General features: G+C 63.1%; 25 protein-coding genes and 1 other RNA gene. 13 read left to right on the plus strand and 13 right to left on the minus strand.

The window, feature by feature from the left end; genetic code table 11:
- The first annotated feature begins 1 nt into the window (after position 1).
- Entirely contained in the window at positions 2 to 1,585 is a 1,584-nt protein-coding gene (gene bcsG / locus AB4Y82_RS11870; protein WP_441604117.1) for a cellulose biosynthesis protein BcsG, read from the plus strand.
- A complete protein-coding gene (locus AB4Y82_RS11875; protein ID WP_046970283.1) occupies positions 1,585 to 1,779 on the plus strand; it encodes a hypothetical protein in 195 nt (64 codons plus the stop codon). Before bcsG ends, AB4Y82_RS11875 begins: the two co-directional genes overlap by 1 nt.
- Positions 1,780 to 1,781: 2 nt before the next feature.
- Here AB4Y82_RS11875 and AB4Y82_RS11880 read toward each other — a convergent pair whose 3' ends face one another.
- A complete protein-coding gene (locus AB4Y82_RS11880; RefSeq protein WP_441604118.1) occupies positions 1,782 to 3,533 on the minus strand; it encodes a diguanylate cyclase in 1,752 nt (583 codons plus the stop codon).
- A gap of 304 nt (positions 3,534 to 3,837) precedes the next feature.
- Here AB4Y82_RS11880 and AB4Y82_RS11885 point away from each other — a divergent pair, with 304 nt between their 5' ends.
- Positions 3,838 to 4,101 carry a hypothetical protein gene (locus tag AB4Y82_RS11885; protein ID WP_441604119.1) on the plus strand — a complete coding sequence of 88 codons (264 nt, stop codon included), beginning with the start codon at positions 3,838 to 3,840 and terminating at the stop codon, positions 4,099 to 4,101.
- 12 nt (positions 4,102 to 4,113) lie between these two features.
- Entirely contained in the window at positions 4,114 to 4,452 is a 339-nt protein-coding gene (locus AB4Y82_RS11890; protein ID WP_441604120.1) for a hypothetical protein, read from the plus strand.
- A gap of 7 nt (positions 4,453 to 4,459) precedes the next feature.
- Here the strand turns inward: AB4Y82_RS11890 and AB4Y82_RS11895 are convergent, their stop codons facing one another.
- The 8 genes from AB4Y82_RS11895 to ssrA all read right to left on the minus strand — a co-directional run bounded on the left by AB4Y82_RS11895 (position 4,460) and on the right by ssrA (position 10,871).
- Entirely contained in the window at positions 4,460 to 5,227 is a 768-nt protein-coding gene (locus AB4Y82_RS11895) for a bestrophin-like domain (RefSeq protein WP_441604121.1), read from the minus strand.
- Between the two features lie 247 nt (positions 5,228 to 5,474).
- Positions 5,475 to 6,641: an acyltransferase family protein gene (locus tag AB4Y82_RS11900; RefSeq protein WP_441604122.1), complete on the minus strand. Its 1,167-nt coding sequence runs from the start codon at positions 6,639 to 6,641 to the stop codon at positions 5,475 to 5,477.
- Positions 6,642 to 6,745: 104 nt separating this feature from the next.
- Positions 6,746 to 6,979: a LytTR family DNA-binding domain-containing protein gene (locus AB4Y82_RS11905; protein WP_441611294.1), complete on the minus strand. Its 234-nt coding sequence runs from the start codon at positions 6,977 to 6,979 to the stop codon at positions 6,746 to 6,748.
- Positions 6,874 to 7,473 carry a LytR/AlgR family response regulator transcription factor gene (locus AB4Y82_RS11910; RefSeq protein ID WP_441611296.1) on the minus strand — a complete coding sequence of 200 codons (600 nt, stop codon included), beginning with the start codon at positions 7,471 to 7,473 and terminating at the stop codon, positions 6,874 to 6,876. Before AB4Y82_RS11910 ends, AB4Y82_RS11905 begins: the two co-directional genes overlap by 106 nt.
- Before the next feature lie 8 nt (positions 7,474 to 7,481).
- Positions 7,482 to 8,588, minus strand: coding sequence for a sensor histidine kinase (locus AB4Y82_RS11915; RefSeq protein ID WP_441604124.1), 1,107 nt, complete (start codon positions 8,586 to 8,588; stop codon positions 7,482 to 7,484).
- Between the two features lie 158 nt (positions 8,589 to 8,746).
- Positions 8,747 to 9,670, minus strand: a complete 924-nt coding sequence (locus AB4Y82_RS11920) for a hypothetical protein (protein WP_441604164.1) — start codon at positions 9,668 to 9,670, stop codon at positions 8,747 to 8,749.
- A 423-nt stretch (positions 9,671 to 10,093) separates the two neighbouring features.
- Positions 10,094 to 10,426: a hypothetical protein gene (locus AB4Y82_RS11925; protein WP_441604125.1), complete on the minus strand. Its 333-nt coding sequence runs from the start codon at positions 10,424 to 10,426 to the stop codon at positions 10,094 to 10,096.
- Between the two features lie 93 nt (positions 10,427 to 10,519).
- Positions 10,520 to 10,871: a transfer-messenger RNA gene (gene ssrA, locus AB4Y82_RS11930) on the minus strand.
- A 109-nt stretch (positions 10,872 to 10,980) separates the two neighbouring features.
- Between ssrA and AB4Y82_RS11935 the strand changes: the two genes are divergently transcribed.
- On the plus strand, positions 10,981 to 11,493 hold the full coding sequence (locus tag AB4Y82_RS11935; protein WP_441604126.1) for a GNAT family N-acetyltransferase: 513 nt from the start codon (positions 10,981 to 10,983) through the stop codon (positions 11,491 to 11,493).
- Here AB4Y82_RS11935 and smpB read toward each other — a convergent pair.
- Positions 11,485 to 11,976, minus strand: a complete 492-nt coding sequence (smpB, locus tag AB4Y82_RS11940) for an SsrA-binding protein SmpB (protein ID WP_441604127.1) — start codon at positions 11,974 to 11,976, stop codon at positions 11,485 to 11,487. The two genes, AB4Y82_RS11935 and smpB, sit on opposite strands and share 9 nt — an antisense overlap.
- An 82-nt stretch (positions 11,977 to 12,058) precedes the next feature.
- Between smpB and AB4Y82_RS11945 the strand changes: the two genes are divergently transcribed.
- The gene (locus AB4Y82_RS11945; RefSeq protein ID WP_441604128.1) at positions 12,059 to 12,490 is read left to right on the plus strand and encodes a type II toxin-antitoxin system RatA family toxin; all 432 of its coding nucleotides are present in this window, start codon (positions 12,059 to 12,061) and stop codon (positions 12,488 to 12,490) included.
- Positions 12,483 to 12,764: an RnfH family protein gene (locus tag AB4Y82_RS11950; protein WP_441604129.1), complete on the plus strand. Its 282-nt coding sequence runs from the start codon at positions 12,483 to 12,485 to the stop codon at positions 12,762 to 12,764. The genes AB4Y82_RS11945 and AB4Y82_RS11950 overlap by 8 nt, the downstream gene beginning before the upstream one ends.
- Before the next feature lie 16 nt (positions 12,765 to 12,780).
- Here the strand turns inward: AB4Y82_RS11950 and AB4Y82_RS11955 are convergent, their stop codons facing one another.
- Positions 12,781 to 13,239, minus strand: a complete 459-nt coding sequence (locus AB4Y82_RS11955; protein ID WP_441604130.1) for an outer membrane protein assembly factor BamE — start codon at positions 13,237 to 13,239, stop codon at positions 12,781 to 12,783.
- A 76-nt stretch (positions 13,240 to 13,315) separates the two neighbouring features.
- Between AB4Y82_RS11955 and fur the strand changes: the two genes are divergently transcribed.
- Complete coding sequence (gene fur, locus AB4Y82_RS11960; RefSeq protein ID WP_109127012.1) at positions 13,316 to 13,732, plus strand: ferric iron uptake transcriptional regulator; 417 nt, start codon at positions 13,316 to 13,318, stop codon at positions 13,730 to 13,732.
- Between the two features lie 345 nt (positions 13,733 to 14,077).
- On the opposite strand, the gene AB4Y82_RS11965 is transcribed toward fur, so the two are convergent.
- Positions 14,078 to 15,673, minus strand: a complete 1,596-nt coding sequence (locus AB4Y82_RS11965) for an MASE1 domain-containing sensor histidine kinase (protein WP_441604131.1) — start codon at positions 15,671 to 15,673, stop codon at positions 14,078 to 14,080.
- A 115-nt stretch (positions 15,674 to 15,788) separates the two neighbouring features.
- Here AB4Y82_RS11965 and AB4Y82_RS11970 point away from each other — a divergent pair, with 115 nt between their 5' ends.
- Positions 15,789 to 16,424 carry a response regulator transcription factor gene (locus AB4Y82_RS11970; protein WP_046970299.1) on the plus strand — a complete coding sequence of 212 codons (636 nt, stop codon included), beginning with the start codon at positions 15,789 to 15,791 and terminating at the stop codon, positions 16,422 to 16,424.
- A gap of 304 nt (positions 16,425 to 16,728) precedes the next feature.
- Here AB4Y82_RS11970 and recN read toward each other — a convergent pair whose 3' ends face one another.
- The gene (gene recN, locus AB4Y82_RS11975) at positions 16,729 to 18,399 is read right to left on the minus strand and encodes a DNA repair protein RecN (protein ID WP_441604132.1); all 1,671 of its coding nucleotides are present in this window, start codon (positions 18,397 to 18,399) and stop codon (positions 16,729 to 16,731) included.
- 193 nt (positions 18,400 to 18,592) lie between these two features.
- Here recN and hrcA point away from each other — a divergent pair, with 193 nt between their 5' ends.
- The 4 genes from hrcA to dnaJ all read left to right on the plus strand — a co-directional run bounded on the left by hrcA (position 18,593) and on the right by dnaJ (position 23,611).
- Positions 18,593 to 19,645, plus strand: coding sequence for a heat-inducible transcriptional repressor HrcA (hrcA, locus tag AB4Y82_RS11980; protein WP_441604133.1), 1,053 nt, complete (start codon positions 18,593 to 18,595; stop codon positions 19,643 to 19,645).
- Positions 19,646 to 19,730: 85 nt separating this feature from the next.
- Complete coding sequence (gene grpE, locus AB4Y82_RS11985; RefSeq protein ID WP_441604134.1) at positions 19,731 to 20,258, plus strand: nucleotide exchange factor GrpE; 528 nt, start codon at positions 19,731 to 19,733, stop codon at positions 20,256 to 20,258.
- 160 nt (positions 20,259 to 20,418) lie between these two features.
- Entirely contained in the window at positions 20,419 to 22,347 is a 1,929-nt protein-coding gene (gene dnaK / locus AB4Y82_RS11990) for a molecular chaperone DnaK (RefSeq protein ID WP_441604135.1), read from the plus strand.
- Positions 22,348 to 22,477: 130 nt separating this feature from the next.
- Positions 22,478 to 23,611, plus strand: a complete 1,134-nt coding sequence (dnaJ, locus tag AB4Y82_RS11995; RefSeq protein ID WP_441604136.1) for a molecular chaperone DnaJ — start codon at positions 22,478 to 22,480, stop codon at positions 23,609 to 23,611.
- Positions 23,612 to 23,751: the final 140 nt, after the last annotated feature.

Consider the following 23,751-nt stretch of genomic DNA (forward strand, 5'->3'; position numbering starts at 1 on the left):
CATGGGCATCTGGAATCTCTATTTCATCGCCGCGCTCTACCTGGCCGCGGTAGGCAGCATCCGGCCGGTCTGGTGGCTCAACCTGCTGTTTGCGCTGGCGCTGCTCGTGCCGCTGCAACAGCGCTGGCAACGCGTGACCAGGCACGTGCTGGCCGTGCTGGCGGGCGCGGCCTTGCTGTATCACGAATCGAAGCTGCCGCCGATCGGTTACGCGCTCAAGCAGATCCCCGCGCTGGCCTCGTTTTCGCCCGCCTACATGATGGAACTGGCCCGCCGCCTGTTCAGACCGGCGATGGTCTATATCCCGATACTGGTGCTGTTGATCTACGCCATCGTCAACCGCTGGGTGCGCGTGACCACGTTCGTGCTATTGGCGCTTGTCGTGTTCCCGCTATGGCAGGGCATGGGCACCTTGATTGCCAAGTCCAGCGGCGGCGCGAGCTATGCGGTCAATCCACGGGCCGACGCGGATACGGCGAACGCCGGGACGGACAGTTCCACCGGCAGCTATGACCAGCAACTGGCTGCGTTCCATCATGCGGAAAAGAGCCGGCGCGTTGCGTTCTTCCCGATGAGCACCGACCCTGCCGTGCAATTTGACATCATCATCATCCACATCTGCTCGCTGTCCTGGGACGACCTGGACGTGGCCAACATGCGTGACAACCCGCTGTTCGGCAAATTCGACTACGTCTTCAAGAAATTCAGCAGCGCGGCGAGCTATAGCGGACCCGCCGCGATTCGGCTTTTTCGTGCCTCGTGTGGACAGGACGCACATCAGGAGCTGTATAGCGCCGCTCCGCAGGAATGCCATGTGTTTGCCGATCTGGCGGCGGCTGGCTATGACGTCGAGTACTTGATGAACCACAACGGTCGATTCGACGATTTCCGCGGCATCGTGGAGCGCGAGATTGGCCGACCGGGCATCCAGCCGCAATCGATCGAAGGCCTGCCGCCGTTCATGCGGGAATTCGATGGCTCCTCTCTGGTCGACGATTACGATGCGCTCGCAACGTGGTACCAGGACCGCGCAACCAGGGGCGGCGGCCCGGTGGCGCTCTATTACAACACCGTGAGCATGCACGACGGCAACCGCCTGCCCAACAGCAATCTCACCAGCCTGCAGTCGTATCCCATCCGCCTGACCCGGCTGCTTGGCGATATCGATCGGCTGACCGACTTGATCGCCCACTCCGGTCGCAAAGCCGTGGTGATTTTCGTGCCTGAGCATGGGGCCGCCCTGCGCGGTGATGCGGGGCAGATTTCCGGCCTGCGCGAAATTCCCACGCCGCGCATCATCGATGTGCCGGTGGGCGTGAAACTGATCGGTCTGCCGGCCGGCAAAGAGCCGCCGGGCCACGCCATTTCCATCGATACGCCGACCAGCTATCTCGCCCTCGCGCAGCTGATGTCGAACCTGGTGGCGAACAGCCCGTTCAAGGCCGATGCGCCGGCATTGCAGCAGTACGCGCATGATCTGCCGCAGACCCGCATGGTGGGCGAGAACGAAAACACCGTCACCATGGACACGGCCAACGGTTATGTGATTCACACGCCGGACGGTGTCTGGATGGAGGGCAAGTAATGGCCGCGCCACGCGATCCGCATGCCAGGATGAAGCCGAGCGACATCGAGACCTATGCCAGCTATGTCGAGGGCGTGGATCCGGCGCGGTATTACGACAGCCAGGCCAAAGACGTGTGGCTGGCCGCACTCAAGCGATGGCCCTTGCTGGCGGCGGTGCTGTACGCGGACGATCCATCGACCGGGCCGCGTTGAGCTCAGCCTGGATCCGTTTCGATGCGATCGCGTCCGTTGGACTTCGCGCGGTAGAGCAGGGCGTCGGCCTCGCGCAGCAATGCGTCCACTTGCAGCCTGGCCCCGGCCACGCGCTGTGCAAAGGCGATGCCGATACTGACGGTAAAGCCAAATTGCTGGCCGTCGGTGGCCGTGACGGTCTGCACGCGCAGTTGTTTGCATAGCTTCTCCGCCAGCGCCTGAGCATGCTGCGCCGCCTGCACGCGAAGCAGTATCACGAACTCCTCGCCGCCGAAGCGCGCCACGATATCGTCCGCACGCACGGTTTCCCGGCACAGCGTGGCCAGCGCCACGAGTGCCTTGTCGCCGCTTTCGTGGCCATAGGTGTCGTTGACGCGCTTGAAGAAATCGATGTCCAGCATCATCAGCGCCACCAGCGGATCGCTACCGCGTTTGTCGGCCAGCAGAACGCGGGCGCGGCTCTCGAACGCGCGGCGGTTGAGCAGGCCGGTGAGCGGATCGGTTTCGGCCATGGTCTGCAATTCGCGGATCAGGCGATTGCGCTCATGTTCCAGCTGATGGCGCTTGAGATCGTTCTGCTTGAGCACGTTGAGCGCGGCGAACAGATCCTGCACCTCGCTGCCGTAATGCCCATGGGGAATTTCCGCCGCCGTGTCGCCCGACGCCACGGCGAGAATGAACTGCTGCGCCTCCGAAAAGGGGCGGATGACCTTTTCGCGGAAACGCCAGATCATCACTACCAAGAGGGCGGTGAGGGCAACGGCCAAGACGCCGCTGGCGAGCAGGTAGAGCAGGTGCCGGTGCAGGCTCTTGTCGATGGTGTCACTGGCCAAGGTCAGCGCGTCGTCGCGGAACCGGTCGATCGGCGCTACCAGTGGGCCATACTGGTCAGAAAGTTCCATGAGCGTGAACTTGCTGCCCGAGGCAACAGCTGCCTCCTGGCGCAGTTGGTTGAGCAGAGCCACTGCGTCGCCGTAGTAGCGGCGCTCGAGTTCGGCATAGTCCTGCAGCAGTTCGGGCGGTAGCACCCGCACGCTCGGCACCAGCAATTGCCGCAGCTGCTCGATCTTGCCCAGGCTGGCAGCGATCTCCAGTGCCTCCTGTTCGGTCAGCGGACGATGCTTCACCAGCGCCGGCGCAAACTGCTGCGCAACCAGGCCGGCTTGTTCCCTCAGCAAGCCCGACAGCCGCGCCACCAGCAGATAGCTTTGCACGTCGGCGTTCTCACGAATCACGCCAGTGGCACCGGTTTGCGCAATCGACGACAAACGGGGGATCACTTTGACGATGCGGTTGAAGCCGTTGACGATCTCTGTGTCGGAGTGGGCAGTATGTTGCATGGCATCCAGTCCCTGCCGCGCCTGCACGAGTTGAGCGCGCACACCATCCCACGCTGGCGCAATCGTTGCGCACTGATCGCAGTCGGGGTCGCGCAGGGCTGCGCCCAATTCGTCCATCTGCCGATCGGTCATTCGCCGCGCAGAATCGAGCACATCGCGCCACTTGGCTGCTTCGGATTCCTCCAGCATGAGTACGGCAACAGCAGGCCGCCGTTCTTTCGACACATCCGCCATGGCGTGCAGCGCAGCCTGGACGACGCTGAATTGTTTCTGCGCCTCGTGAGCATCCCGATAGCCCCGCCACTGCAAGGTGAACTGCCACATCATCACCCCCACCACCATGAGGTAGAGCGTGACGACGATGTAACGGAACCGCCGGTTGACGGATTCGTTGTGTGCTGCCTGTGTTGGCATGGCTCGTGTCGCCGAAAGCAAGAGAACCATGAAGGACGGCAACTGCGCCGGCCTGCCGTGCTGCAACGGTCCGATCTCCCCAGTGAGCGTGGCCCGCTACGCGCGCACAGTCTCAACGGCTGTCCGTGATGGCTTCGTAGGCGCCCAGGACGCCGCGCCAACCGCTTGCATGTGGGTGATATTTAACGCGAAATTCCATGGTCCAAGTCCGCCGGCCCGAAAACGCCGCGGAGTGGGTCGTCCGCCCGAAGCCGTTCGGCGCTACATTCCAAGCCGCCCATCCACGCGCTCAAAGGTGTCGACCATGGCTCGCGACTTCACACCGGCAGACGCCAAGGCCCATGCGTGCTCCTACATCCTCCTCAGCCTGCTTCAACGCATGGATATGAAAGAGCCCGGCCTGATCGACGAACTGATCGCCGGTGCCGAAGGCGACTTCGCGGCCTCCAGCGAGCAAGGCGAATTGCCACCTGCCGTGCCGATGATTTTCCGCGAAGCCATCGCCATCCTCACCCGTGCAAATGCATACAAGCGCAACATGGCGGTCAGCGCCAACGACGACGTGTAACGTGCGCGGCGCATGAAGCGGCGAACCAAACGACGGATCGTTCGAACGATACTCACTGTTGTCGTCATCGGTACCTTGATGGCGGCTGCCTGTTGGCATCGCTCGCATCAACCCGCGGATGCGCCAACGGCCGAAGCGGCGGCGCGTCATGACCGCCAGGTCGCCTCCTGCGAAGCGCAGCTTCGCCCGCGTCTTCAGGGTGAAATCGACGGCTGGCGCCTAGTCGACGAACTGCCGGCAGGGCACGGGAGGCAGTTCACCTTCGCCGCCAACTTCAACGCGAAAACCGCGCTCTACCACTGCGAGGTAGATGACTCCGCCACCGTTCTGGCTGTCGAAGGCCCGCCCTGACCAACGCCTAAGAGGCGGGCAGGGACGCCTTCAGCGCCTCCAGGTTTTGCGGGGACACGCGAATAAGCCCGCCGCGCGGACTGTCGATGTCAGCAATGAGCATCAGCGAGATGGCGACCACCAAAGGCAGCACCAACAAGAAGAACGGCTCGGCCGGCCGCCGCCCGCTGCCAACGCCCACCAGCAAGTTGCAGCCGATCGCGATGGCGCCCAACAGCATCCATGCTGCGATGGGTATGCGATTCCACCAGGCCGCCTGCGTATAGCCTTCCGAATTCAACACATCGTTCATGCCTGCCACCACCAGCGCCGTGATCGGCGTGGGCTGCTGGCCAGCCGGTGTGACCACCGCACTCCAAAGCTGCGACTGCAGCTGATTTTTGCGCGCAGTGATGGCGGGCAGCTGGCTGCGATCGGTGGTTTCGTAGAACGTGATGCGATGCTGGAGATAGGTCGCCAGCAACGGCCGCAGCTTCGATGCGTCGGCAGGCGCAAGCAGATCCAGCCGCACGTATTCCGTACCGATCGCGTTCGCCTCCGCTTCTTCGTAGTTCTTGCGCTGGTCGTAACGGCTGATCGCCATGGAAAAACTGAAGCCGATGATCAAGCCGAGCAAGGTGAGCGTGGCACCTTGCACGATATTGAACATCTCGTGCGACTCCCCATCCGCCAGCGGACGGCGCCGGGACCACCATGCGCCCAAGTGCGCGGCGATCCACATGGCAACAAACGAGATGACGAACACCACCAGCGGATGGTTGATCGCGAAAGTCATGCACTATCCCCGTCAGCAGATCGCGGCTGGCAACCACCGGCCGGCGCGTGGTGGAGATCCTCGCGAAGAAGAAGTGAAGAAAGTGGATAGCGCCACCCGGCGAAGGGGGCGTGATGCTGCTGTAGCTGGCAGAGGTTTGATGGACGGCAGCGGGGTCGGCCAAAAAACTACGCCAAAAACGAAGTCAGGTTCACCTCGATCGCCCGCCTTCGATCTGAGAAGTGAACCTGCCCCTTTTCCTGGTTGCCTACTGCATATCATCACCTGTCGCACGCCGCGCCAGTGCCGGACCAAGGCCAGCACCTCCATCTTGAGCTTTCATTCCGAAGACGAGACACAGGGCCGTAAACCGCCGGATACATCCCTGGTAAAGGGCAACACACGCGCTGATGCTGAGGACCAGGATCACGAGGTACTTTATCCACGGCGTCCACGAGTACGGGATGACGTAGTACCCAATGACGACGATCACCGTCTGATGCAGGATGTAAATGGGGTAGCTGGCCTCTCTCGCCCAGATAAGCAACGGATTTGCGAACGACAGGTAACGATAGCCGTAACCCAGGAAAACCATTATCCAAAGCCAGGTGAAGATGTTGGCACCGATCCCGTCGGCCGCCGATCCGTGTTGGATAACACCGGTGTTGAATAACGCTAGCAGAGCAATGAAAGACCCGAGTCCTGCGATTAGCGACCACTTGCGAAATTCAGACAGCCACTTCCAGATGCCGGGCACAGCTGCCATGACGTAGCCATAGGCAGTCAGCAGCAAGTAGTGATTGAAAATGTACCAATCGCTGACGAGGTTATGCGTCTCTGGAAACCACGGTTTCAGCAGAGCTTCGTTGATGCCAAGAGGAAGACCCAGCAAACACAACCACGCGCCTGGTGTTGCGCGAGGCTGGGCTCGGCGCCACCAGAGCATCGCGGGCAGCAGCAACAGGACGTACGAATAAAGATAGAGGATGAACCAAAGGTGATGCCAGCTGAAATCTCCCGCTGGATAGGGGATGAACTGCAGCACTCGCGAGGCATAGAACGCCAGGTAGCTCCCGTGCCATTGCCCGCGAAGTAGTCGCTCGTAGTAGATCTGCGGCGGTACGACCAGGAACACGCCAACGACCAGGGGCAAAAGTAGCTTGATCGTCCGCTCCTGCAGAAACCGCGCTGTCGTGCGACGCTGAAGTGCGAACCACATGCCCGCGCCGGCAATGACAAACAGCAGCGGCATGCGCAGGCGATGTGCGATGTCCATGGGCCACTCAAGAGAGGGTATGGTCTGACTGTTGACGATATGCCAGCCCCAGCCGACGAAGATCATTCCCGTGTGGAAGAAGAACAGCACGAAGATGGCAAGGACTCTCAGCCAGTCCAGAAAATCGTAACGCTGCTTCCAGTCGTCGGTTCTGCGCATGTGTCCAGCCTCCTGTGTTGGCGATAGCAGGAAGACTGATCGACCAGTGATCGACTGACAGCTGATCAGGGGCGAACGGAGATGTGGGTGTGGTGAGCGGAACCTTACCGCCCCATGCGGGCGAACAAGGCTGCTCGGAAACGTCGGCTTAGCCGAAGAGTGCGGCCATTGCGAAGATGGACTTCGTAGTCACCCTTGAAGAGCGGGGTGAGCGATTGGATGCAACCGAGGTTCACCGCCGTCGATCTGTGGATCCGTACGAAGCGTTGCTCTCCCAGCTGGGACAGCAAATCCTGCAAGGTCCTTCGCAGCAAGTAAGTACGGCCAGCGGTATGCACTTGAACATATTGTCGTCGGCCTCAAGCCATTCGACGGAAGCAGCATCGATCAGCTGAAGTCGTTCGCGATCGGGCACCAGCAGTCGCTCACAAGAAGTGGCTTGTGCTCGTCCAGTCGCCACGGCACTGGCGCCGGTCTCATGGGACCGTACGCGCTCCCTGACGCGCTGCAGGGTGCGCGTGAACCTCTCTTGGTCATAGGGCTTGAGCAGGTAATCGACGGCATCGAGGTCGAACGCGCTCACCGCATGCTCGTCATAAGCGGTCACGAAGACAATCAGTGGTGCGCGCGATGGTTCGAGCTGTGCCGCCACCTGGAGTCCAGACAGCGTGGGCATTTGGATATCGAGAAAGGCTACGTCCGGGCGAGACTGCTCAATGCAGTGCGCCGCTGACAAGCCGTCCTCGACCGATCCAACCACGGCCATATCCGGTTGATCCGCCAACCAGCGTTCGAGCTTTTCGCGAGCCGGCGCTTCGTCGTCGGCAATCATGGCGCGTATCATGGAAGGGCGCCCGTCAGAGGGATCAAGACGCGCGCGGCGACGCCGGCACCCTCATTGCGAACCAGCAGCGATGCCGAGTTTCCGTAAATGATGCTCAGCCGCTCCCGGCAGTTGCGAAATCCGACCCCGTCGCGATGCTCGGGAGCCAGCAGGGAGCCGGAGTTGCTCACGACGATTTCGAGCGAGCCGTTTTCGCCTCGTGCACTGATTTGGATACGTACCCGTGCCACGGTGCGCTCGACTCCATGCTTGAACACATTCTCAAGCAGCGGCTGCAGCAGCAGGGCCGGTACGGGGGCGTCGAGCAGCGCGTCATCGGTCTGCCAGCTCAGTTCCACGCGATCTCTGAATCGCTCGCCCATGATGTTGGCGTATAGCTCGAGCGTCCGAAGTTCTTCGGCAAGCGTCGTCATCTCGTTCTCGGTTGACCGAAGGCTGATGCGCAGCAGATCTCCGAGCGCTGCCACCAACCGGTCGGCTCGTGCCACGTCGGTATACATCAGGGCAGAGACGGTATTGAGCGCATTGAACAAAAAGTGCGGCCTCAATTGACCCTGAAGTTGGGCAAGCTGCGCCTCGGCCAACGCTTTCTGTGTTTGCAGCAAACGGTGTCGATGGAGTTGCCACTGCGCATAGGAATCCATGCCGAACAAGATCCCGAGCCACAATCCCGCAAAGATCGTCAGCTTGAAACTCTCGTACACGACGACAAAGCCCCAGCCGGGGTGCTCGTAGGTACGGCCCACGAGGGCGTATGCGCCGTGTCGTATCGCGTAAACCGCCGCCAGCCACGTAATCACGACCAGTGGCAACCATCGCAAATAGCAGCCGAACCAGCTCAAGGGCCTGTCCAGATAAGACGCATAACGTCCACGTACACGCACTGCCAGCATCATCCATGCGGTCGCGACCAGCGCTGAACTTCCCTCCCACAGGACTGGCTCCCACCACCGGATAAGCGGGCTACGGAGCGCGTCCTGGAGGGAGACGCTGATCATGAGCAGCCAGAACGCTGCCCACAATGCTGCCAAGGATTTCGGAGCAAACGACGCGTTGCAGCCGCTGTGATTGGACACCGAGGGAAGAGGCGAGAGTACGTTCATGCGTTCGAGTGTAGCCACACCCGTGGCGACGAACGTGGCCTATGTGGCGAGCGGGGCCTGTGCGGGGTGAAGCGGATACTGGCGGGTCAATGAGCGTCGCACTGCCGACACCTTGATGTCGGCGTGAGTGCATCTGACCTCGGCTCTGGCGACAGTTTTCAGTGCGCACCCGGGCCCGTGGCATCCGCTGGCACCGCCGCTTCAGCCGCCGCACGCTTTGGCGTATCGAGCGGGCACCAGGTCTTGAGCCGCTTGCCCGCACGATACAAATCGATGCATTCACGCATCTCGGCCTTGAAGGCCAGATCAGGCGTATTGATGGGGCAGCCGCTCGACAACGGTTCGCCTGCCTTGTACTCGTCAATACAGCTCGACAGCGGCGGTACCTTCGGCGGATTGGGATTGTCGGCCAATGGTGCTGGCGGCAGGTTGAGGCGCTCATCGCGATCCTTGGACGAGGCGGGCGGCGGAGGTGCGCCGCAAAGCAGGTTGGTAGCCGTGCTGCTCTTGGTGGGATCGCACACGCTTTTGGCAACTTCCTTGATCACATCGCCGATATGGCGTCCCACTGCGCCACCGGCGGTCTCGTTCGGGGGCGGGAAGTATTTTTCGAAACGGGTGGCCTTGTAGTGCATGTGGTTGCTGTCGTGCTGCATGATCTGGCGATCGTCCGCAGGCTTGGGCGGTTCGGGGTTAGTGCTTGCTGTAGTCGAAGCAGCATCCGTCGTGGATGGCAGGTGCACTGAACCATCCTTCGCGAACAAACTTGTGGCGGACGGCGTCGCTACGGATGTCGTCGGCGCAGGAGCTGCCGAATGATCCTGCACGACCATGGCGTCACGACGGGGCTTTTCGTGGGTGATCGGAGGAATGCGGGCAGCCAGCTCCGGCTTCGGCGGCGCCAACTTTTCGGGCTGTGCGGGTGGCGCTGGTGGCTGCGCGGCGGGCGGCTTTTTGGAAGGCTCAATCAGACGCACAATCAGCGCCTGGTCGTTATCGACATTCACCACCGCAGGATGCTGCGGCTTGGGCTGCATCTCGAGCCACAGTGCCAGCGCGAACAGCGCGTGCAGCACGCACACCAAAGTCAACGCCAGCACCAGCGTCGGGCGCGTTAGCGGCGGCTGTCGCCAACGTTTGCGACCAAGGGTCTCACGCGTTTCGCTGTCGAGTAATGCCAGGCCGCGCGCACTATCCCCCTCCTGTCGATGTCGGACCTGCCCGGAACGCTTCATCAAACCCCACTACGCCAATGATCGACACGAAACATGCGCGTGCCGTCGGCGCGTGTTGCGACAAGCCAGATTAGACAGGTAGTTTCAATCAGGGTTCCCTCTCATCCGCATCAAAAAAAGCGCAAGAAAGAGCGGGGCGCGTGCAGTTCGACGGAATCATCCCTCCGCGAAGAAAAAAGCCCGGCAATCACTCGCTGGGCTGTTCGTCATGGGTAGCCATTGAAGGTGGAACCAGAGCGCTCTGCTTGATTGATAGGCTGACCAGTAACGTTAGCTCCTGCTCCCCATCCACGCGTAAAACGCAAGCGCCACCAGGAACATCAGCAACGCCAATGCACTGAAGAACGTGGCAACGACCCGCCACAGCGAAGCGTCTGCCGCGCCCACGGCCTCTTCTCTCTTCCAGCAGGTCCTGACCAGGTAGCCGCAGAAGACCATCAACAGGACGTAGAGGCCGATGGAACCGATGTTCGATTGCAGGAGTTGGGGCAGGTGCCCATCCTGGGTGACCGCGATCAGGGTGAGGGTGGCGGTGCAGAACATGACGGCGGAAACGACCACCTTTCCCAGGGTACGCACGCGCAGGTCAGTGGCCATCGTCATGGATGCACCTCGACTCGTTGGGTTGGGACGGCATGAATATACGTCGCCCGCCAACAAAAAAGCCCGGCGATCACTCGCCGGGCCTTTCCGTATTGGTGGAGGTGGCGGGAGTCGAACCCGCGTCCGAAGGCGTTTGACGCCCGGTACTACATGCTTAGCTCGCCGTTAGATCTCATCCCGCGACAGCACAGCGTGCGAAGCGCATCGAAGGACCAGCCTGCTTGATTTAGCCCTTACCGACAGGCGGCAGCTTCGGGCGATCTCGTGATAATGACCCTACATCCACGAGCACGAGCACAAGTGGGTTCGGGGCTAGGCCTTAAGCGGCCAGAGCGTAGTTGTCGTCGTTGGCAACTATAAGTTTGCGGCTGGATTAACGAGGAAAGCTGCCCCCTCGGCATGCACCAAGCTATCTCACTACCCCCGTCGAAGCCATGACACCCCCGGGGAAACTGAAACAGTAACTGGTCAGCCAGTATATGTAGGCAGAAGGCATTTCTACAAGCTGGCACGACGCCGCTATGGTTTGCCCCTCACCACCCAAAGGAACGGCCATGGTCCGGATACGTCAGGCGGTGCTGCACGATGCAGGTGTGTTGACGGATTTGCGTTGCGCCTTTCTGGAGGAAGAGCTCAAGCAGCAGCTGCCGGAGGGCTTTGCCGATCACTTGCGCGGGTGGATCGAAGAAGCCATGCCCGAGGGCAGGCTGCTGGCCTGGCTGGCCGAGGTGGAAGGGCGGGTGGCCGGGTGCGTGATGGTGCACCCGTATACGCATCTGCCATCGGCGTATTTCCGCCAGGGCGTGGGCTGGTATGTGCTGAACATGTTCGTCAAGCACACTCATCGTCGCCAGGGCCTGGCTACTGCCTTGCTCGCCGCAGTGGGTGCGACGGCAAGAGAGCAGGACATCGACTCGCTCAATCTGCACTCCACGGGCGCCGCGCACTGCATCTATGAGCGCTTTGGCTTTGGCACCTCGGTGGATGCCATGAACATGTCGCTGCGCAAAGATGTGGTGGGACTTTCCGAAGGCGAGCCGGGCTCGTGGCGGAGGATGTCAGGCTAGCTTGTTGTGCGAACGCATGGTGCGCTGCTTTTCGCGCTGCCAGTCGCGTTCCTTTTCCGCATCGCGCTTGTCGTGCGCCTGCTTGCCTTTGGCCAGGCCGATTTCCACCTTGACCTTGTTGCCCTTCCAATACAGGGCCATGGGGATAAGGGTGTAACCCTTGCGCTCGACCGCGCCGATCAGAGTGTCGATTTCCTCGCGATGCAGCAGCACTTTGCGCGTGCGGCGATCGTTCGCCACCACGTGCGTGGATGCGCTGATCAGCGGCGGAATCGAGCAGCCCACCAGGAAAATCTCGCTGCGCAACACCACCGCATAGCTGTCGCCGAAGTTGATGCGGCCGGCGCGCAGCGATTTGACTTCCCAGCCTTGCAGCTCGAGTCCCGCCTCGAAGCGTTGGTCGATGTGGTACTCGTGGCGTGCGCGTTTGTTCAGCGCAATGGTGCCGCCCGAGCTTTTGTCTTTGTCCTTAGGCTTGGCCATGTCCGTTAAACTTCGGGCTCATTGCCCTGATGATGGTCCCGTCCGTGGAGGGACTGAAGATGATGCTCAAGAAGAGGCTGAAGTGATCGAGATCCGCCGCAGCGCCCTGGTGCGATATTCGCCGGACCAGATGTTCGATCTGGTCAATGACGTTGAAGCATACCCAAAGCGCTTCCCCTGGTGTGTCGACGCTCAGGTGCTGGAGCGTGGCGAGGATGTGCTGGTGGCGCGGCTGGATCTCAAGTACATGGGGTTTCGCCAGAGCTTTACCACGCGCAATTCCACCGTGCGCCCCAGTCGTCTGCATATGAGCCTGGTCGATGGACCGTTCCGCAGCCTGGATGGGCTTTGGGAGTTCATCGCGCTGGGCGACGCCGGTTGCAAGATCTCGTTCGCGCTGGATTTCGATTACGCGGGCAAGCTCGGTGGCGCGGCGATCAAACTGGGTTTTCAGGGGCTGGCCAGCCGCATGGTGGACGATTTCTGCCGCGAGGCGGAGCGCACCTATGGCTGAGCAGGTCACCGTCGAGGTGGTCTTTGCCGAACCCTCGCGCCGCTGGCTGCGCAAGGTGAGCTTGCCCTCGGGCAGTACCGTGGCGCAGGCCATCGAAGCTTCGGGCATCGTCCAGGACATTCCGGGACTGGTCGTGGATCCGGCCCGACTGGGCATTTTTTCCCGCAAGGTGGGACCGGAGCACGTGGTGGGCGAGGGCGACCGGGTGGAAATCTACCGGCCGCTCACCATCGATCCGAAAGAAGCACGCCGGCGCCGCGCCCACGAGGGCTGACGCCGGCCGGCGGGTCTTAGTGACCGTCGTTGCCGCCGTTGTTGCCGCCGCCGTCGCCGCCCTTGTCGCCACCGCCGGTCGACTTGTCGCCCTTGGTTTCGTCCACTGGGTAGCTGGCGTGGTACTTCTTGGTGTCGTTGACCAGCTTCTGCGCGTCTTCGGCGAAGAAGTCGCCCTCGGTGCGCACCAGCACGTCGTTATTGAAGGTGAGCTTGAGCGAGCGCACCTTGATGTCGCCACCGCGGTGCTGCTGGGTGGAGACGTAATTCCATTCGTTCTGGCTGAAGGGCGAGTTGACCGAGGGCGAACCCATCAGCACCAGCACCTGGCGCTTGGTCATGCCGGGCTGCAGCTGATCCACGGTTTTCTTGTCGAGCAGGTTGCCCTGTTGCACGTCGGGGGTATAGATAAGACGGCAGCTGGCCAGCGAAAGGGCCAGCATGGCAAAACCCAGCGTGCGAATCAGCTTATGCATGCGTGTTGCGTCCGGATCGTAAAGGTGTCGGATGATACACTAACGGCCTCGTGGCGCCGTGTGCGTGGAGTTTGCTATGGAACAGGAAACGAAAGAACTGCGCAAAGCCGGGCTCAAGGTGACCCACCCCCGCATGCGTATTCTGCAGATCTTCGAGGATGAGGAAGCTCACCATCTCACCGCCGAAGACATCTACAAACGCCTGCTGGCCCACCAGGAAGACATCGGCCTGGCCACCGTCTACCGGGTGCTGACCCAGTTCGAGGCGGCCGGCATCGTCGTCAAGCACAACTTCGAGGGCGGGCAGGCCGTCTACGAGCTGGACCGCGGCAAGCATCATGACCACATGATCGATGTGGACAGCGGAAAGGTCATCGAGTTCGTGAGCGAGGAGATCGAGCGCCTGCAGGCCGAGATCGCCGCCCGCCACGGCTACGTGATCGAGGATCACAGCCTGGTGCTGTACGTGCGCCCCAAGAAGGGCAGCAAGTAAGCCAAGGCGTGCGGTGTCCGGAAGGCCGGTGACGGAGACGTTGCCGGCCTTTTTCGTGGCCGGTCGGCAAGATACAAAACCTTCGCCCATAAAAAAAGCCGCGGGAGGACTCCTGTCCGCCCGGCGGCTTATCCGATACCGGATGGCTCCTAGGAGGGCGAGTTGCTCGCGCGTCCCGGTTTTGCCACCGATTTCGGCGGAACGGCATCCTGCCGTTCTTCATGCCCACCGTCCCCACGGTTGGCATGGCTCACCATCTTGCGATGGTGGCTCCCCCACATCGATGAATCCAGCGTAACGAACCCTTCACACCTCGGGTATCGGAAAATTTCCTATGTAACGATCCTAAGTGCGAGCTACGTCACCAGTTTGTGTGTTGCTGCGCAACAATATTCGAAGATGAACGCCCTGGGCCTCAGGCCGGACCCGGAACAGCCCACCCAGTGAAGTCACCCGGTCGCGCATGCCCTGCATGCCCCGACCGCCCCGCGGCATGCGGGCCGGCAGGCCGATCCCGTTGTCCCGGATGTCCAGCAGGGCCAGTGCCACGCCCTGGCGCTCGCCGATGCGCAGGCGCAGCTGGAAGGTGTCCGCATGGGCGTGCTTCACGGCATTGGTGGCGCTTTCCTGCACCAGGCGATAGACCACGGTGCGGGTGTCGTCGTCGAGCAGGCGCGGGTCGCCGTGCAGTTCGGTGCGATAGGCCACGCCGGCGGCGTTGAGCAGGTCGCGGATCGGGCCTTCGTCCAGCGCGCGCAACAGGCCGAATTCGTCGAGCACGGCGGGCCGTAGATCGTCCAGCAGACGGTGCAGGGCGCGACGCATATGGCCGAGGATGGCGTTGATCGACACGCCGATATCGTCCATGCCCGCTTGCGCCAGCCGCGATTGCGCCAGCTTGAGGTGCGTCTGGATGGCCGTGAGGTTCTGGCCCAGCTCGTCGTGCAGCTCGGCGGCCATGTGGCGGCGCTGGTTTTCTTCGGTACGCAGGTTGCCGCGGGCGGCGTCGCGCAGCTGCCGTGCGAGGTGATCCAGGCGGCGGTTCACGGCGGCGAGATAGACGTTCTGCTCCGCCACCCGCTCGCTGCTGCGGCGTAGCGCATCGGTCGCCGAGCCGAGCATCAGCGCGCCGGTGCCGGCCACCGCCAGGAATAGTTCGCCGGGTGCGCCGGGCGAGCCATGACCGGAGAGGTGATCGACCAGCGTCATGCCCAGGCTCGAAATCAGCATGGCCAGGCTGGCGCCGCGCCAGCCATGGCGGAACGCAAAGAACAGCACCGGCGCCAGCGACAGCACGCGTGCGAACTGCGGCTGCGGTGCCGCGTGCGAGGACAGCACCAGCAGGATGGCCAGCGAGGGCAGCAGCACCAGCAGGCCGTCCATCAACAGGCGCCCCAGGCCGCGCTTGTCGAGCCGAGCCCGCAGCAGCATCACCAGCAGCGGCACCACCAGCAGCACGCCGACGTAGTTGCCCAGCAGGTCCTGGCCCAACGCCTGCATCATCAGCTCGGTGGTGGGGCTGGCATGGACCAAGGCCATCAGCACCGCATCCGTCGCCGTGGTGGCTGCCACGGTGAAGGCCGCTGACAGCAGCAGGCGGGCCACGTCTTCGGGATCGCGCAGGCTGGCGTGCAGGTTCGCGCGTCGCATCAGCCACAGGCAGGTGGCGACGACGAGGGGCTCGGGCAATTCACCGAGCAGGAAACCATGCCAACCCATCGGCTGCGGGTGGACATAGGAAATCAGCCCGCTGGCGGCAAACTCCGCGCCGAGCAGCCAAGGCCACATGCGCATGGGCGCCAGCAGCAGTGCGCCGAAACGCAGGCCGTAGGGAAGCATCCAATAGGGTTGCTCGGTGGGCCACAGCAGCAGCCAGAGCAGCAGATAGCCGATGCCGAGCAAGAGGCTGGAACCGGGCAGCACGGGGTGTTTAGGTCGCATGCGGTCGATGTTACATGGCGTCGGGAGGGCGTCTAGGCGGCCACCGGCGTGCTTTTGGCCGGTCGCATGCGCAGGGTGATCGTCAACCGCCCCGCAGGCTGCTATACATGCGTTCATGTACAGCATTGTCCTGGTCGATGACCATGCCATTGTCCGCGAGGGGTTCAAGCGGCTGATCGAATTGGAACCGGATCTGGAGGTCGTGGCGGAATGCCGCTGCGCCGACGATGCGGTCGAAGCGGTCGGCACCTGTCGTCCCCATCTCGTGGCACTCGATCTCTCGCTGCCCGATGGCAGCGGGCTGCCGTTGATCGAGCATCTGCGCAGCGTCGCCGTGGACACCCGCATCGTGGTGCTGAGCATGCACGACGGCGAGCCCTATGTATCCGAAGCCCTACGTCGCGGCGCGAGCGGCTACGTCACCAAGGGCGTGGCCCCCGAAGAACTGGTCGCCGGCCTGCGTGCGGTGATGCAGGGAGAGTGTTTTCTCAGCTCCGACCTGCGCAAGCGTCGCGCCGAGCGGCCGAGCGAATCGCGCGATCCCATCCATCGATTGACGGCACGCGAGCGTGAAGTCTTCCTGTTGCTGGCCGCAGGTCGCGCACCCAAGCAGGTGGCCGGTGAGTTGGGCATCGGCCAGAAGACCGTCTACATCCACCGCGCCAGTTTGATGGGCAAGCTCGGCGCCGGTTCGGAATTGGATCTCTATCGCATGGCCGCCGAACGCGGGTTGTTGCCGCGCAAGAACTGATTCCACAGGACCATCGCGATTTTGATTTTTGTAGGAGCGCACTTGTGCGCGACCACCTACGGAGCGACAACGACGCGACGCTTTTGATTGTTGTAGGAGCGCACTTGTGCGCGACCACCGACGGAGCGTCAACGACGCGACGCTGCGGTCGCGCACAAGTGCGCTCCCACAAGGGTTTCCAGCACCTGCGCCCATGTTGATTTTGTGGGAGCGCACCCTGTGCGCGACAAACCTACGGAGCGCTAACGACCCGACGCCGCAGTCGCGCACAGGGTGCGCTCCCACAGGTGTACGCGCAACCTGATTAAACCTGCGCCCGCTCCAACATCTGCTTCGCATGCGCCCGCGTTTCACGAGTGATCTCCACACCGCCCAGCATGCGCGCGAGCTCATCGCGGCGACCATTGGCATCGAGCTTCTCGATACGCGTACGCGTCGACTCGCCATCGCTGTCCTTGCTCACGCGCAGATGCGCATGGCCTTGCGCAGCGACCTGCGGCAGATGGGTGACGCACAGCACCTGCCGTTGCGCGCCGAGCGCGCGCAGCTTCTGCCCCACCACTTCGGCCACGGCGCCGCCGATGCCGGTATCCACTTCGTCGAACACCATGGTGCCGACGGTGTCCTTGCCCAGTGTGGCCACTTCGATGGCGAGGCTGATGCGCGCCAGCTCGCCGCCCGAGGCCACCTTGCGCAGCGCGCGCGGCGGCTGGCCGGGGTTGGCGCTGACCAGCAGTTCGCAACGTTCGCGGCCCTGCACATCGGGATCACCTTCGTTGGTCGCTTCCAGCTCCACCACCAGGCGACCGCCGCTCATGCCCAGCTCGCCCATCAGGATGCTGACTTCACCGCCCAGGCGCTCGGCGGCCTGCTGGCGTGCCTGGCTGAGTTGGCCGGCTTGTTCGTCGTATTGCTGCTGCAGGCGCGTGCGCTGCTTGGCCAGTTTTTCCAAAGCATCGCCGGCGCCTTCCAGTTCGCTCAGCTCAATGCGCAGCGTGCCGGCCTTGTCGTGCAACTCGGCAACCGTTACGCGATGGCGGCGCGACAGTTCGTGCAGACGCGTGAGATGCGTATCCACTTCCGCATAGCGGTTGGGATCGAGATCGACGTCGAGCGCATAACGGCCCAGGCCATCGGCTGCTTCGCTGAGCTGGATGGAGGCGTTGTCCAGCAGCTCCAGCAGCGGGGCCAGGCGATCGTCCAGCGCGGCGAGCTTGCTCATTTCCAGCTGAGCGCGGCCGAGCGCACGACGCAGCGCGAATTCGCTCTCGCCATCGAGCAGTTCCACCACGCCGCCGGCGCCTTCGGCCAGGCGGCCGGCATTGGCCAGGCGTTTGTGGCTGGCTTCCAGCTCGGCCAGATCGTCCGGCGGCAGCGCCCACTTTTCCAGTTCGCCCAGTTCGTGGCTGAGCAGTTCGATGCGTTGCTCGCGGTCGTCGCCGCCACTGAGCTTGCGGATGCGGTTGCCGAGCTCGCGCCATTGCTGCGCCAGCTCACGTACCTGCGCCACCAGGGCTTCATTGCCCGCATAAGCGTCGAGCAGCTCCATCTGATGGGCGCGCGAGAGCAGGGCCTGGTGCTCGTGCTGGCCGTGGATTTCCACCAGCAGCGTGGCCAGCTCGCCGAGCTGGCTGGCATTGGCCGGACGGCCGTTGATCCAGGCGCGCGAGCTGCCCTCGGCGCGGATCACGCGGCGCAGCTGGCAGCTGTCTTCGTCGTCCAGTTCCTCCCGGCTCAGCCAGGCGCGGGCTTCGGGCAGGTTCGTCAGGTCGAACTCGGCGGTGAGTTCGGCGCGGTCGCTGCCGGCACGGACCATGCCGCTGTCGGCGCGCGCGCCGGCCAGCAGCATCAGCGCGTCCACCAGCAGGGATTTGCCGGCGCCCGTCTCGCCGCTGACCACGGTAAGGCCGGGGCCGAAGGCGATCTCGGCTTCTTCGACGACGGCAAAATGACGAACGTAGAGCGAGGTGAGCATGGGTGGCGGCTTGGTGAAGTCGGGGGATTGTAAGGGGATGGGGCCGGGGAGCGGGTAGTGGGGGCGCGCACTTCGGCGTCCGGCAGATCACCGGCATCGGTTTTTGCACCCTCGCGACCGATCCCCCATCCCCGTTTCTTGCAAACTTTCCCGCAAGACCTTATTTCTTGTGTGTCTCACGAAGCGATACAGCATGCCAGCCGCCCCTCTCGATGCCCGCGCACGACGCCTCTTGCGCACATTGATCGCCCAGTACCTCGCCGATGGCGAGCCTGTCGGCTCGCGCACGCTTTCGCGTTCGTCCGGCCTGGACGTCAGCCCGGCCACCATCCGCAACATCATGGCCGACCTGGAAGAGGCGGGCCTGGTCGCTTCGCCGCATACCTCGGCCGGCCGCGTGCCTACGCCGCGTGGCCTGCGCCTGTTCGTGGACAGCCTGATCGAACTGCAGCCGCTGCCGCAGGACGAGATGGCCCGCCTGCGCCGCGAGCTGCCGCCGGGCCCCACCACCACCCGCGACCTGCTGGGCAATGTGTCGACGCTTCTTTCGGCCATGACGCAGTTCGCCGGCGTGGTCACCGTGCCGCGCCAGGCGGATTTCCCGTTGCGCCACATCGATTTCGTGGCCCTGCCGGACGCCCGCGTGCTGGTGATCCTGGTGTTCTCGGACAACCAGGTACAGAACCGCATTGTGCAGCTGGCCAAGCCGCTGGACGCGCGCGAGCTGGAGCACGCCGCCAACTACCTCAATACCCAGTTCGCCGGCCTGCGCCTGGACGATATCCGCGCCCATCTGCTGCGCGAGTTGCGCGAGACCAGCGGCGAACTCAACCGCCTGATGTCCAGCGCGGTGGAACTGGCCGCGGCCTCGTTCGCACCCCAGACCGAAAGCGACGACGTGCTGGTCAGCGGCCAGACCAACTTGATGGGTTATTCGGAACTAGCGAACTTAGAGCGCCTGCGCGAGCTGTTCGAGGCCTTCCAGCAGAAAAACGAGCTGCTGCAGCTGATGGAAGTGTGTGCCAAGGCCCCCGGCGTGCGGCTGTTTATTGGCGAAGAATCGGGTTTTGCCGCACTTGATGGTTGCAGTGTGGTCACGGCCAGCTATGGTGCGCAGGGTCGCGTGCTGGGCGCGGTGGGGGTCATCGGACCCACCCGCATGGCCTATGAACGGGTGATTCCCGTGGTACAAGCCACGGCCGGATTGCTTAGCGACGCCTTGAATCGCGTCGCTACGACCTTATAACCCGCTCGGGAGGCGGGGTTTTACCCGCAAGTGTTTGACGGTTGGTGCGCGATGCACCGGCCACGGATAAGGCTTGGAGTGATTCATGCAAAGCAACGACCCAACGGTGTCCAACGAGACGCCAGGCCAGCAGGGCGAGACGGGCAGCGCCGAACTGGAAGCGCTGAAGTCGCGTATCGCCGAACTGGAAACCAGCAACGTAGAGCTGCGCGACACCGTGCTGCGCGAAAAGGCGGAAATCGAGAACCAGCGTCGCCGACTTCATCGCGACGTGGAGCAGGCTCGCCGCTTCGCCAACGAGAAGCTGCTCAACGAGCTGCTGCCGGTCTATGACGGGCTGGAGCGCGGCCTGCAGGTGGAAGGCGGTGATATCGCCAGCGTGCGCGAGGGCATTGCGCTCACGCTCAAGTCGCTGCTGAAGATCGCCGAGAACAACGGCCTGGTGCAGGTCGATCCGCTGGGTCAGCCGCTGGATCCGGAGCGGCATCACGCGGTGAGCATGGTGGAGGCCCCGGGCGCGGCCCCCAACACGGTCGTCAACGTGCTGCAGAAGGGCTACGTGTTGAACGACAGGCTGCTGCGCCCGGCGTTGGTGGCGGTCGCCAAGGAATGACGCCCGCGCCGGCGGTCGAGGACGCCTGAATGGCGTCCCCTGTCGGCAACGGTGGCAAGGCATCCGGGGTCTTGTCGGCATTGAGATGCCACGCGGCAAACCCCATCTGACAAAACAGTTGCGGCCGAGGGGTCGCTTAAAGAATTCGGGAGTAAACAACATGGGTAAAATCATCGGTATCGACCTGGGCACGACCAACTCGTGCGTTGCCGTGATGGACGGCACCACCGCCAAGGTCATCGAGAACTCGGAAGGCGATCGCACCACGCCGTCCATCGTCGCTTTCACCAAGGACAACGAAGTCATGGTGGGCGCGCCGGCCAAGCGCCAGAGCGTGACCAACCCCAAGAACACCTTCTACGCGGTGAAGCGCCTGATCGGCCGCAAGTTCACCGACGCGGAAGTGCAGAAAGACCTGCACATCGTGCCCTACGGCATCGTGGCGCACGAAAACGGCGACGCCTGGGTCGAAACGGCTGATGGCCGCAAGATGGCTCCGCAGGAGATCTCGGCCAAGGTCCTCATGAAGATGAAGAAGACCGCCGAAGACTATCTCGGCGAGCCGGTGACCGAAGCCGTGATCACCGTGCCGGCCTACTTCAACGACAGCCAGCGCCAGGCCACCAAGGACGCCGGCCGCATCGCGGGCCTGGACGTCAAGCGCATCATCAACGAGCCGACCGCCGCCGCACTGGCCTACGGTCTGGACAAGAAGGGCGGCGACCGCAAGATCGCCGTGTACGACCTCGGCGGCGGCACGTTCGACGTGTCCATCATCGAGATCGCCGAAGTCGACGGCGAGAAGCAGTTCGAAGTGCTGGCCACCAATGGCGACACCTTCCTGGGTGGCGAAGACTTCGACATGCGCGTCATCGACTACCTCGTCGAAGAATTCAAGAAAGACCAGGGCATGGACCTGCGCAAGGATCCGCTCGCGCTGCAGCGCCTGAAGGACGCCGCCGAGCGCGCCAAGATCGAGCTGTCCTCCAGCCACCAGACCGAAGTGAACCTGCCGTACATCACGGCCGACGCCTCCGGTCCGAAGCACCTCAACATCAAGCTCACCCGCGCCAAGCTCGAAGCGCTGGTGGAAGACCTGGTCAAGCGCACCATCGAGCCGTGCCGCACCGCGTTGAATGACGCCGGCCTGCGCGTGTCCGACATCAATGAGGTGATCCTCGTCGGTGGCCAGACCCGCATGCCCAAGGTGCAGGAGTCGGTGAAAGACTTCTTCGGCAAGGAACCGCGCAAGGACGTCAACCCGGACGAGGCCGTCGCTGTCGGCGCCGCGATCCAGGGCGGCGTGCTGGGCGGCACCGTCAAGGACGTGCTGCTGCTGGACGTCACCCCGCTGTCGCTCGGCATCGAGACGATGGGCGGCGTGATGACCAAGCTGATCGAGAAGAACACCACCGTGCCGACCAAGGCCTCGCAGGTGTTCTCCACCGCCGACGACAACCAGACCGCGGTGACCGTGCACGTGCTGCAGGGTGAGCGCGAGCGCGCCAGCGCCAACAAGTCGCTGGGCAAGTTCGACCTGCAGGGCATCGACGCTGCACCTCGCGGCATGCCGCAGATCGAGGTCACCTTCGACATCGACGCCAACGGCATCCTGCACGTCTCGGCCAAGGACAAGAAGACCGGCAAGGAACAGAAGATCGAGATCAAGGCCGGCTCGGGCCTGTCCGAGGAAGAGATCAACCGCATGGTGGCCGACGCCGAGGCCAACAAGGAAGAAGACAAGAAGTTCCACGAACTCGTCGGCACCCGCAACAAGGCCGACCAGCTGGTCCACGCCACCCGCAGCGCGCTCAAAGAGCACGGCGGCAAGGTGCCGGCCGATCAGCTGAGCACGATCGAAGGCGCCTTGTCGGATCTGGAAAAGGTCAAGGACAGCGACGACAAGTCGGCCATCGATTCGAAGATCGAGAAGCTCGAGCAGGTCGCCCAGGCGCTGTACGCCGCGGCCCAGGGCGGTGCCCAGGCTGATGCCGGCGCACACGCGGGCGGTCAGCAGCAGGGCGGCCCGGCCGGCCACGACGACGTGGTCGATGCCGAGTTCACTGAAGTCAAGGACGAGAAAAAGTAATATTGGCCGGTCGGCGCTGCCGATCTGACGCAGCCCGCGCCCGGGAGTTCACCTAGGCGCGGGCTGTTTGTTGAGTAGACATGGGTCCTACGATTCATGAGTAAGAGAGCAGTCCATGCCGGATGCAACGATGAGCAAGCGTGATTACTACGAAGTCCTGGGTGTAGAACGTACCGTCACCGAGGTCGAACTGAAGAAGTCGTTCCGTCGACTGGCGATGAAGTACCACCCGGACCGTTGTCCGGACGATCCGCATGCGCAAGAGAAATTCAAAGAGGCCAAGGAGGCCTACGAAGTGCTGGCCGACGCGCAGAAGCGCGCGATGTATGACCAGCACGGCCATGCCGCGTTCGAGCACGGCATGGGCGGTCGCGGCGGCGCCGGTGGCTTTGGCGACATGGGCGACATCTTCGGCGATATCTTTGGCGACATTTTCGGCATGGGCGGTGGCGGCGGACGCGGACGTTCGCGTCGCGGCTCCGACCTGCGCTACATCATGGAGCTCGATCTGGAAGAAGCCGTCTTCGGCGTCGAGAAGAAGATCGAGATTCCCACCCAGGTCAATTGCCATCACTGCAACGGCAGCGGTTCGGCCGACGGCAAGACGGTGACCTGCAAGACCTGCGCAGGCCATGGCCGCGTGCGCATGCAGAACGGCATTTTCTCCATCCAGCAGGCCTGCCCGCATTGCGGCGGCAGCGGCCAGGCGATCGAGAAGCCCTGCAAGCAGTGCGATGGCGAAGGCCGTCTGGAAGAAACTCGCCAGCTGTCGGTGAACATTCCTGCCGGCGTCGACAACGGCGATCGGATCCGCCTGACCGGGCAGGGCGAAGCCGGTCCGACCGGTGGCGAAGCCGGTGACCTTTACGTTGAAGTGCGCGTGCGCGATCACGCCATCTTCCAGCGTGACGGCAATGATCTGCATTGCGAGCTGCCGATCCGTTTTGCGCAGGCGGCGCTGGGTGCGGAGTTGCTGGTGCCCACGCTGGAAGGCGAAGTGCCGATCAATATTCCGCCGGAAACGCAGACGGGCCAGATGTTCCGTCTGCGCGGCCGCGGCGTGAAGTCGGTGCGCAGCACTCGCAACGGTGATCTCATTTGCCGCGTGGTAGTGGAAACGCCGGTGCGTCTCACCAAACAGCAGCGCGACCTGTTCGAGCAGCTTGAGGCAACCTTTGCCGATGGCGAGGCCGACAAGCACACGCCGCGCGCCAAGACCTGGGTCGATGGCGTCAAGCAGTTCTGGTCGCGCGTCACCTCGTAAGTTCACGCGATCCGCCGGCCCACAAAGCCCTGGCTCCCGCCGGGGCTTTGCTTTTTGTGGAACCCCGTTGACGGCGGCTACGCACGCGGGCGCCCGCAGGCGGTAGCATCGCCTCTCATGTCCGTCGTGCCCGAGAAAGG

Source organism: Dyella sp. 2YAF14 (assembly GCF_052114725.1).
Classification (GTDB): Bacteria; Pseudomonadota; Gammaproteobacteria; order Xanthomonadales; family Rhodanobacteraceae; genus Dyella.

Bases quoted from the DNA above. Each gene is read 5' to 3' on its own strand.
- bcsG (WP_441604117.1), top strand. From the start codon at position 2: ATGGGCATCTGGAATCTCTATTTCATCGCCGCGCTCTACCTGGCCGCG.
- AB4Y82_RS11875 (WP_046970283.1), top strand. From the start codon at position 1,585: ATGGCCGCGCCACGCGATCCGCATGCCAGGATGAAGCCGAGCGACATC.
- AB4Y82_RS11880 (WP_441604118.1), bottom strand. From the start codon at position 3,533: ATGCCAACACAGGCAGCACACAACGAATCCGTCAACCGGCGGTTCCGT.
- AB4Y82_RS11885 (WP_441604119.1), top strand. From the start codon at position 3,838: ATGGCTCGCGACTTCACACCGGCAGACGCCAAGGCCCATGCGTGCTCC.
- AB4Y82_RS11890 (WP_441604120.1), top strand. From the start codon at position 4,114: ATGAAGCGGCGAACCAAACGACGGATCGTTCGAACGATACTCACTGTT.
- AB4Y82_RS11895 (WP_441604121.1), bottom strand. From the start codon at position 5,227: ATGACTTTCGCGATCAACCATCCGCTGGTGGTGTTCGTCATCTCGTTT.
- AB4Y82_RS11900 (WP_441604122.1), bottom strand. From the start codon at position 6,641: ATGCGCAGAACCGACGACTGGAAGCAGCGTTACGATTTTCTGGACTGG.
- AB4Y82_RS11910 (WP_441611296.1), bottom strand. From the start codon at position 7,473: ATGATTGCCGACGACGAAGCGCCGGCTCGCGAAAAGCTCGAACGCTGG.
- AB4Y82_RS11915 (WP_441604124.1), bottom strand. From the start codon at position 8,588: ATGAACGTACTCTCGCCTCTTCCCTCGGTGTCCAATCACAGCGGCTGC.
- AB4Y82_RS11925 (WP_441604125.1), bottom strand. From the start codon at position 10,426: ATGACGATGGCCACTGACCTGCGCGTGCGTACCCTGGGAAAGGTGGTC.
- AB4Y82_RS11935 (WP_441604126.1), top strand. From the start codon at position 10,981: ATGGTCCGGATACGTCAGGCGGTGCTGCACGATGCAGGTGTGTTGACG.
- smpB (WP_441604127.1), bottom strand. From the start codon at position 11,976: ATGGCCAAGCCTAAGGACAAAGACAAAAGCTCGGGCGGCACCATTGCG.
- AB4Y82_RS11950 (WP_441604129.1), top strand. From the start codon at position 12,483: ATGGCTGAGCAGGTCACCGTCGAGGTGGTCTTTGCCGAACCCTCGCGC.
- AB4Y82_RS11955 (WP_441604130.1), bottom strand. From the start codon at position 13,239: ATGCATAAGCTGATTCGCACGCTGGGTTTTGCCATGCTGGCCCTTTCG.
- fur (WP_109127012.1), top strand. From the start codon at position 13,316: ATGGAACAGGAAACGAAAGAACTGCGCAAAGCCGGGCTCAAGGTGACC.
- AB4Y82_RS11965 (WP_441604131.1), bottom strand. From the start codon at position 15,673: ATGCGACCTAAACACCCCGTGCTGCCCGGTTCCAGCCTCTTGCTCGGC.
- AB4Y82_RS11970 (WP_046970299.1), top strand. From the start codon at position 15,789: ATGTACAGCATTGTCCTGGTCGATGACCATGCCATTGTCCGCGAGGGG.
- recN (WP_441604132.1), bottom strand. From the start codon at position 18,399: ATGCTCACCTCGCTCTACGTTCGTCATTTTGCCGTCGTCGAAGAAGCC.
- hrcA (WP_441604133.1), top strand. From the start codon at position 18,593: ATGCCAGCCGCCCCTCTCGATGCCCGCGCACGACGCCTCTTGCGCACA.
- grpE (WP_441604134.1), top strand. From the start codon at position 19,731: ATGCAAAGCAACGACCCAACGGTGTCCAACGAGACGCCAGGCCAGCAG.
- dnaK (WP_441604135.1), top strand. From the start codon at position 20,419: ATGGGTAAAATCATCGGTATCGACCTGGGCACGACCAACTCGTGCGTT.
- dnaJ (WP_441604136.1), top strand. From the start codon at position 22,478: ATGAGCAAGCGTGATTACTACGAAGTCCTGGGTGTAGAACGTACCGTC.